This window comes from Bifidobacterium platyrrhinorum (genome assembly GCF_010667645.1).
Lineage (GTDB): Bacteria > Actinomycetota > Actinomycetes > Actinomycetales > Bifidobacteriaceae > Bifidobacterium > Bifidobacterium platyrrhinorum.
In genome coordinates this window covers 286448-293473 of sequence record NZ_WHZV01000002.1, presented here as the reverse complement: position 1 = coordinate 293473, position 7026 = coordinate 286448, and the positions used below count along the sequence as shown (strand labels likewise).

The following is a 7026-nucleotide window of genomic DNA, read 5'->3' as shown; positions in this document are numbered from 1 at the left end:
ATGGGGACGATCGAGGAGTCGTTCCGCAAGGCGTGTTCCCGGTACGGGATCCCCGCGTCCACGCTCACCGACAACGGGACCGTGTACACGACCCGCATGTACTCGGCCGAGCCGGGATCGTTCGAACGCACGCTCGCCCTGATGGGCGTGCGCCGCAAGAACGGCAGGCCCTACCATCCCCAGACGCAGGGCAAGATCGAGCGCTGGCACCGCACCCTCAAGCAGTGGCTCGCCGCACGCCCCTTGGCCGCGGACCTCGACGCCCTCAACGCCCAGCTCGACGAGTTCCGGCGCGAGTACAACGAGGAGCGCCCGCACCGCGCGTTGAACCGGCGCACCCCCAAAGAGGCGTACGACGCGCTGGGCAAGGCCGGCCCCGACCCCGAGATCGCCGCCCGCGAGCAGGCCAGACGCGACCGGGAGGAACGACGGGACGGGACCTCCGCCCGCCCGTCGGGGACGCGTCGGAGGAACGGCGCGGCCGGCCGGGCGAGGCGCGAGCCGGCCGACGTCACCGTCCCCGCCCGGACGCACAAGGCCGACCCGCGCGGCTGCGTCATGCAGAAAGGCATCGCCGGACGGCGACGCACCATCAACATCGGCAAGGAGAACGCCGGCAGGACCGTGGAACTGCGCGTGGACCACGGCATCATCACCGTCACCGACACCACCACCGGCGAGATCCTCGCCGAACAGGCACTCGACATCACCCGCGACTACCAACGCCGCAAACCCCTGCCCGGCGTCAACCACGCCCCGAGACACATGTAAACCATGCCCCAGGAGACCCCGTCAACCATGCCCCGAGACATGTGTCAAGTATGCCTCAAGACAATACAAGGAAGGCGTGCGCCCCCGTAATCGAAAATAAGCTCGAAAATCAATCCGTGGCACATTATTGTGCCCCCGTACCTGCCGACAGGGGCTCCACGACGAACCGTGGCACGAATCCACACGAACTCACACGGATCCACACGAATCCACACGGACGAACCACGCACGGATCCAGTCGGGAGGATCCTCCGGCCGAATCATCGGCCTCCGCACGGGCGCGACGCCCGACCACACGGAACATCCACACGGAACATCCCATCCGGAACCTCACACGGGGTCGTCGTCCCCGGAGAAGGTGACGATCACGGCGATGATCACCAGCACGACACCGACGAGCTCGCCCGCACCCGGCACTTCGCCCAGGAACAGGCCCACGGCGATGGCGACGGCCGGGTTGATGGATTGCATCACGGAGAACGCGGCCGGCGTGACGCGGCGCATCGTCACCTGTTCGATGACGTACGGCACGAAGGAGGCGAGGAACGAGATGAGGAACAACAGCGCGAACAGCCTGGCAGGGCCTCCGGGCGCCGCCGCCCACGTGGCGCCCGCCTTGGGGTGCAGCAGGTGCGCGACGGCGGGCGCGCCGAGGAACAGCGACTGCACGATCCAGCCGATGGTGACGGCGACGCACAGGTTGTCGAGCGGATCGCCGCCGGACGCGATATGGCGGCCGGTGACGATGTACACGCCCCACATCGACCCGCCGATGAGAATCGCGACCAATCCGATCAGGAAACGCCCGCCGCCCGGCCCGGCGAGCGAGATGCCGGCGAGCAGCACCACGCCGGCGGCGGCGACGGCGATGCCGAGCCGTTCGCGCCAGCCGCGCCCGGTGATCACGGCCACGGACAACGGCCCCAGGAATTCGATGGCGACGGCGATGCCCATGTCCATGTTGCCGATGGCGACGTAGAACATCGTGTTCATGAGCACGAGGGAGACGCCGAGCAGCACCACCCACGCCCAGTCGCGGAGCGCGCGGCGGAACAGCCTCCCGCGTTTCGCGGCGGCCCATGGACGACGCCACAGCAGGAGCAGCACGGCCATGAACCCCACCCGGTACCAGACGGCGTACAGCGGGTCGAGCTGGGTGAATGCGAGCTTGGCGATGCCGGTTGCCGTGTAGATGACGATCGCCTCGCAAACGACGATGACGACCACCGGCACGTGGTTCAGCGCATGCACAACCGCTCTCTTCATACTCCCCACGGTAATATCCCCTCGCGCACGCCACGCACGACCGTAGAATGGCCGTATGAGCACCGCACCGAGACTGGCCGCCGCCAAACGCGATTGGGGGCACGACGAGACCGGATGCACTGTGCTGCACATCGACATGGATGCGTTCTACGCCTCGCTTGAGGTGGCGCGGCACCCGGAGCTCAGGGGCAAGCCGGTGATCATCGGCACGGGTCCGCGTTCCGTGGTGTCCGCCGCGAGCTACGAGGCGCGCCGCTACGGCATCAATTCGGCGATGCCGTCCGCCCGTGCGCGGCAGCTGTGCCCGGACGGCGTGTTCCTGCCCGTGGATATGCGCTACTACCGTGCGGTGTCGCACGAGATCATGACCGGCGTGTTCCATGCCGTGACCGACCAGGTGGAGCAGGTCTCGGTGGACGAGGGCTATATGGACGTCTCCGGTGCGTTGCTCGCGTGGAAGCGTCCCACGGCGATCGGCGCGTGGATCCGCGCCGAAGTGGAGCGCCGGTTCCATGTGACCTGTTCGGTTGGCGTGGCGGCGAACAAGCTCGTGGCGAAGATGGCCTCGACGAACGCGAAACCGAACGGCATGCTGCTCATCCCCGCCGCCCGGTCCGCGGAATTCGTGCAGATGATGCCGTTGCGCGGCATTCCCGGCATCGGGCCGTCGCTGGAGAAACGGCTCAACGCGTGGGGTGTGGCTTCGGTGGCCGACCTGGCCGCGATGAGCCCGGACGCGTTGGAGCGGGCGACCGGTTCGGCCGCGGCCGCGCGAGGATTGTGGCGGGCCGCGCGCGGGCTCGACAACCGCAGGGTCACGCCGGTGCGCGAGGAGAAGTCGGTCGGTTCTGAGGAGACGCTGCTCAAGGACACCACCGACCAGCGCGTCGTGTGCCGTCTGCTGCGGGAGGCGTGCGACGAGGTGGCCGGAACGTTGCGGCGCAAGGGGTTCGTGGCGCGCACGGTGACGGTGAAGCTGCGGTTCGCCGATCTGAGCTACCGGACGAAGTCGCGGACGCTGGAACGCCCGGTGGACACGGCGGGAGCGTTGTATCCGACGTGCGTGCGGCTGTTGCACGAGATGCTGGGAATGACGGCGGACACCGGCGCACGTCCGGGCAACGGAACCGGACGGAACGGCCGCGGAACCGGTGACGGCGTCTCTCCCGACGCACCGCTGCCGAAGCTCATCCGGCTGGCGGGGATGAGCGCGAGCGGCCTGTCCGAGGCGGACGCGACGGCCGTGCAACCGTCGCTCGACGACATGATCGAGGAGGCGACGAGCGCCGACAGCCGCACCGTTTCGGATCGGCAACGCCGTGCGGAAAGCGCGTTGGACGAGGTGCGTCGGCGGTTCGGCGACGGCGCGGCGCGCTTCGGCGCGTAGGGCGGCGCGTAGCGGGAGAAACGGGGAGATCAGGCGGTCAGACGCGCGCAGGCGGCGTCGATGGCCTCGTCGGTGGCGGTGGCGGAGAACCTGAGCGAGTCGGGGGCGCCGTAGAATTCGCCGGGGCTGGCGATGATGCCGAGCTTCGCGAGATCGGCCATGTCCTCCCAGCAGTCGCCGGACCGGGCCTTCACCCACACGTAGAGCGCGCCGGACGGCATCGCCGCGTCATACCCGTACGCACGCAGGGCGGCGACGAGCTTCGACAGGCGCGTGCGGTAGCGCTGCCACTGCACGCGCACCGCCTCGACGTCGCGCAGACCCGCCGCCATGGCCGCCTGTACCGGCCCGGGGATGATCTGGCCGATCTGCTTGCGGTATTCCGCCATGGCGGTGACGAGACGGTAGTCGCCCGCGATGAGCGCGGTGCGGTAGCCGGCCATGTTGCTTTGCTTGGACAGGGAGTACAGCACGAGGATGCCGTCCGCGCTGCCCTCGCACACCTGCGGGTTCAGCGCGCACGGCGTGGCGGACAGGCTGAACGCGTCCGCCGCGGCCGGCTCGTTCGAGTCGGCCGAGCGCGAACCACGCCAGTCCATCAGCGCGTAGCATTCGTCGGACAGCACGACGGCGCCGATCGCGCGCGCCGCGGCGACGATGCCGGCCAGCCAGTCGGCGCCCGTCACCTCGCCGGTGGGGTTGCACGGCGAGTTGACCCACACGGCCTTCACGTTCGGCACATGGGCCCACGAGTCCACGTCGGCGACGTCGTCGACCTTGAGCACGGTGGCGCCGGCCAGCTGCGTGCCGATCTCGTACGTCGGGTAGGAGACCTTCGGCTGGACGACCACGTCGCCGGGGCCGAGGTGCAGCAGCGACGCCATCAGGGCGACGCCTTCCTTCGAGCCGACCGTGGGCACGACGGCGGCGTTCACCGACTTGAGGTCCACGCCGCGCAGGTGGCGGAACCACCCGTCGATCGCGTCGCGCAGGTCGGCGGTGCCGACGGTCGCCGGATAGCCGTGCGCGTTCGCCGCATCGGATGCGGCGGCGAGCGCGTCGCGCACGCTGGCGGGGACCGGGTCGACCGGGGATCCGACCGACAGGTCGATCATGCCGCCCTCGACGGTCTTGGCCGTGGCCTTGTAGCCGGCGATGCGGGACCAGTCGTAGGGCGAGGAGTAGGTGTGGAAGCCCATGGCGATGCGCCTTTCTGCTTGGAACGTCTGTGAACAGGATAGAACGGATATGAAAAATCCTCCCCTCGGCGAGGGGAGGATCGAGACGCGCGAACGGGCCGGGGTCCGGGCCGGAAGCGTGCCGGCCCGAGACCGGCCGGCCCGTCGACCGGGCCGGCGACCGGCCCTCGGCGGTCAGTCCTGGTTCTGCGGAGGCAGCGCGGCGACCTGCTCGGGATCCTTGCCGATCGGGCCGTGGGCGGAGGCGCCGCCGAAATCGCCGACCTCGGCGAAGAAGTTGGCGGCGGCGTCCTTGTACCACGCCCACTCCTCCGGCAGGTCGTCCTCGTAGAAGATGGCCTCGGTGGGGCACACCGGCTCGCACGCGCCGCAGTCGACGCATTCATTCGGGTTGATGTACAGGGAACGGGAGCCCTCGTAGATGCAGTCGACCGGGCACTCGTCCACGCAGGCCTTGTCCTTGACGTCCACGCAAGGCTGAGCGACAACGTATGGCATGGAATCCTCCTTAATCAGCTGATATAAGGATAGGCGCGCGCTAGGACGGTATTGACGGTGTGTCAGGCCTCGCTCAGGCTGAGCCTACGGACAGTCCACCGGACTGTCCGTTTGACGCGTCTCCTTCGGCCCTGCGATTACGGACTTCGCTACGCGAAGGCCCACCACTGCCTCACGGCTGTCGCCGTTCGGCTGACACTACGAACACCCCACCGGGGTGTCCGCTTCACGCGTCAGCCATTGATCGCCTTGTCGGTTTCGGCGGAGAGCTGGTCGGTGAGGTCGCCGGTGCCGAGGCGGGCATGGCGGTAGCTGTAGCCGAAGTAGATCGCGAAGCCGACGATCAGCCACACGATGAAACGGATCCAGGTGAGCACCGTGAGGTTGAGCATGAGCCACAGGTTGGCCAGGCCGATGAGGATCGGCACCCACGGGTTGCCCGGGATCTTGAACGCGCGGGGCAGGTCGGGGCGCTTGGCGCGCATGATCGGGATGGAGATGGCGACCAGCGTGAACGCGGACAGCGTGCCGATGTTCACCATGTCGGACAGGACGCCGATGTCGAAGAAGGCGGCGACGAGCGCGACGACCACGCCGACGCCGATCTGCAGGCCGGCCGGCGTGCCGTGCTTGCCGGTCCGGGACAGGCCGCGCGGCAGCAGGCCGTCGCGGCTCATGGCGAACACGATGCGGGTCAGGCCGAGCAGCAGCACCATGACCACGGTGGCCAGGCCCAGCACGATGCCGAAGCTGATGATCTTCGCCGCCCAGTTGGCGCCGACCAGTTCGAACGCGGTGGCCAGCGACGGGCTGTCCTGCTTGGCGAGGTCCTTGTAGGAGACCATGCCGGTGGTGACGATGGCGACGAGCATGTACATCACGATGATGAGCGCCATGCCCACGCCGATGCCCAGCGGCACGTTTTTGTGCGGGTCCTTGGTCTCCTCGGAGGCGGTGGCGACCACGTCGAAGCCGATGAACGCGAAGAACACGAGCGCCGCGCCGGACAGGATGCCGGGCACGCCGTAGATGGACGGGACCATGCCGGTGGCCCACTGCCACAGCGGCTGGCCCATCACGCCGGAGACGGCGGCGGAGCTCTGCACGGAGGACGCCGGTTCGCTCGGCGGGATGAACGGGGTGAAGTTGGAGGCCTTGACGTAGAAGAAGCCGACGATCACGACGAAGAACACGATCGCGATCTTGAGCACGGTCATCGCGCCGTCCACACGCGCGCCGATCTTGGTGCCGAACACGAGCAGGACGGTGAAGAACGCGACGATGATGATCGGCGCGATGTCCACGTGGAACGAGCCGACCACGATGTTGGTGTTCGCGTTCCAGCCCATGAGGCGCATGAAGTCGTTGAGGTAGACGCCCCAGTACTTGGAGATCACGGAACCGGCCATGAGCATCTCCAGGATGAGGTCCCAGCCGATGACCCACGCCATGATCTCGCCCACGGTGGTGTACGTGAACGTGTAGGCGGAACCCGCCACCGGGATCATCGAGGCGAACTCGGCGTAGCACATGACGGCCGCGCCGCACACGATGCCGGCGATGAGGAAGCTGATGATGACGGCCGGACCGGCATGGAACGCGGCGGCCTGCGCACCCACGGAGAAGATGCCGGCGCCGACGGCCACGGCGACGCCCATGATGGACAGATCCCACCAGGTGAGGTTGCGCTTGAGCTTGCGACCCTCTTCGCCGGTCTCGGCGATGGTCTGCTCAACGGATTTCGTGCGGAATAGTTGCATAGTGGTAAGGCCTTCTGCTCTCCTGTTGATGTTCAACGGGACAGTATATGACGACCGTGTGGCGTAGCGAAGACCTTACCGAAATATTCGGGCGATTCGCCCGTATGGTGGGACGGCGCGGGCTTTTCGGGAAATCGAGGGGATC

Annotated in this window: 6 protein-coding genes; 2 read left to right on the top strand and 4 right to left on the bottom strand. The window is 67.8% G+C overall.

Annotated elements, in window-relative coordinates; genetic code table 11:
- Positions 1–771 (top strand): integrase core domain-containing protein (locus GFD21_RS04460; RefSeq protein WP_163196727.1); only part of this gene is annotated, 771 nt, incomplete at its 5' end.
- 330 nt (positions 772–1101) lie between these two features.
- Here GFD21_RS04460 and GFD21_RS04455 read toward each other — a convergent pair.
- Positions 1102–2037, bottom strand: coding sequence for an EamA family transporter (locus GFD21_RS04455; protein WP_163196726.1), 936 nt, complete (start codon positions 2035–2037; stop codon positions 1102–1104).
- A gap of 55 nt (positions 2038–2092) precedes the next feature.
- Between GFD21_RS04455 and dinB the strand changes: the two genes are divergently transcribed.
- On the top strand, positions 2093–3424 hold the full coding sequence (gene dinB, locus GFD21_RS04450) for a DNA polymerase IV (RefSeq protein WP_163196725.1): 1332 nt from the start codon (positions 2093–2095) through the stop codon (positions 3422–3424).
- Between the two features lie 29 nt (positions 3425–3453).
- Here dinB and dapC read toward each other — a convergent pair whose 3' ends face one another.
- The 3 genes from dapC to GFD21_RS04435 form a co-directional block, all read right to left on the bottom strand.
- Positions 3454–4623, bottom strand: a complete 1170-nt coding sequence (dapC, locus tag GFD21_RS04445; RefSeq protein WP_163196724.1) for a succinyldiaminopimelate transaminase — start codon at positions 4621–4623, stop codon at positions 3454–3456.
- A 174-nt stretch (positions 4624–4797) separates the two neighbouring features.
- On the bottom strand, positions 4798–5121 hold the full coding sequence (fdxA, locus tag GFD21_RS04440) for a ferredoxin (protein WP_152233997.1): 324 nt from the start codon (positions 5119–5121) through the stop codon (positions 4798–4800).
- A gap of 233 nt (positions 5122–5354) precedes the next feature.
- The gene (locus tag GFD21_RS04435; protein WP_163196723.1) at positions 5355–6881 is read right to left on the bottom strand and encodes an amino acid permease; all 1527 of its coding nucleotides are present in this window, start codon (positions 6879–6881) and stop codon (positions 5355–5357) included.
- Positions 6882–7026: the final 145 nt, after the last annotated feature.

Coding starts and splice junctions, on each gene's coding strand:
- GFD21_RS04435 (WP_163196723.1), bottom strand. CDS start 6,881: ATGCAACTATTCCGCACGAAATCCGTTGAGCAGACCATCGCCGAGACC.
- dinB (WP_163196725.1), top strand. CDS start 2,093: ATGAGCACCGCACCGAGACTGGCCGCCGCCAAACGCGATTGGGGGCAC.
- GFD21_RS04455 (WP_163196726.1), bottom strand. CDS start 2,037: ATGAAGAGAGCGGTTGTGCATGCGCTGAACCACGTGCCGGTGGTCGTC.
- dapC (WP_163196724.1), bottom strand. CDS start 4,623: ATGGGCTTCCACACCTACTCCTCGCCCTACGACTGGTCCCGCATCGCC.
- fdxA (WP_152233997.1), bottom strand. CDS start 5,121: ATGCCATACGTTGTCGCTCAGCCTTGCGTGGACGTCAAGGACAAGGCC.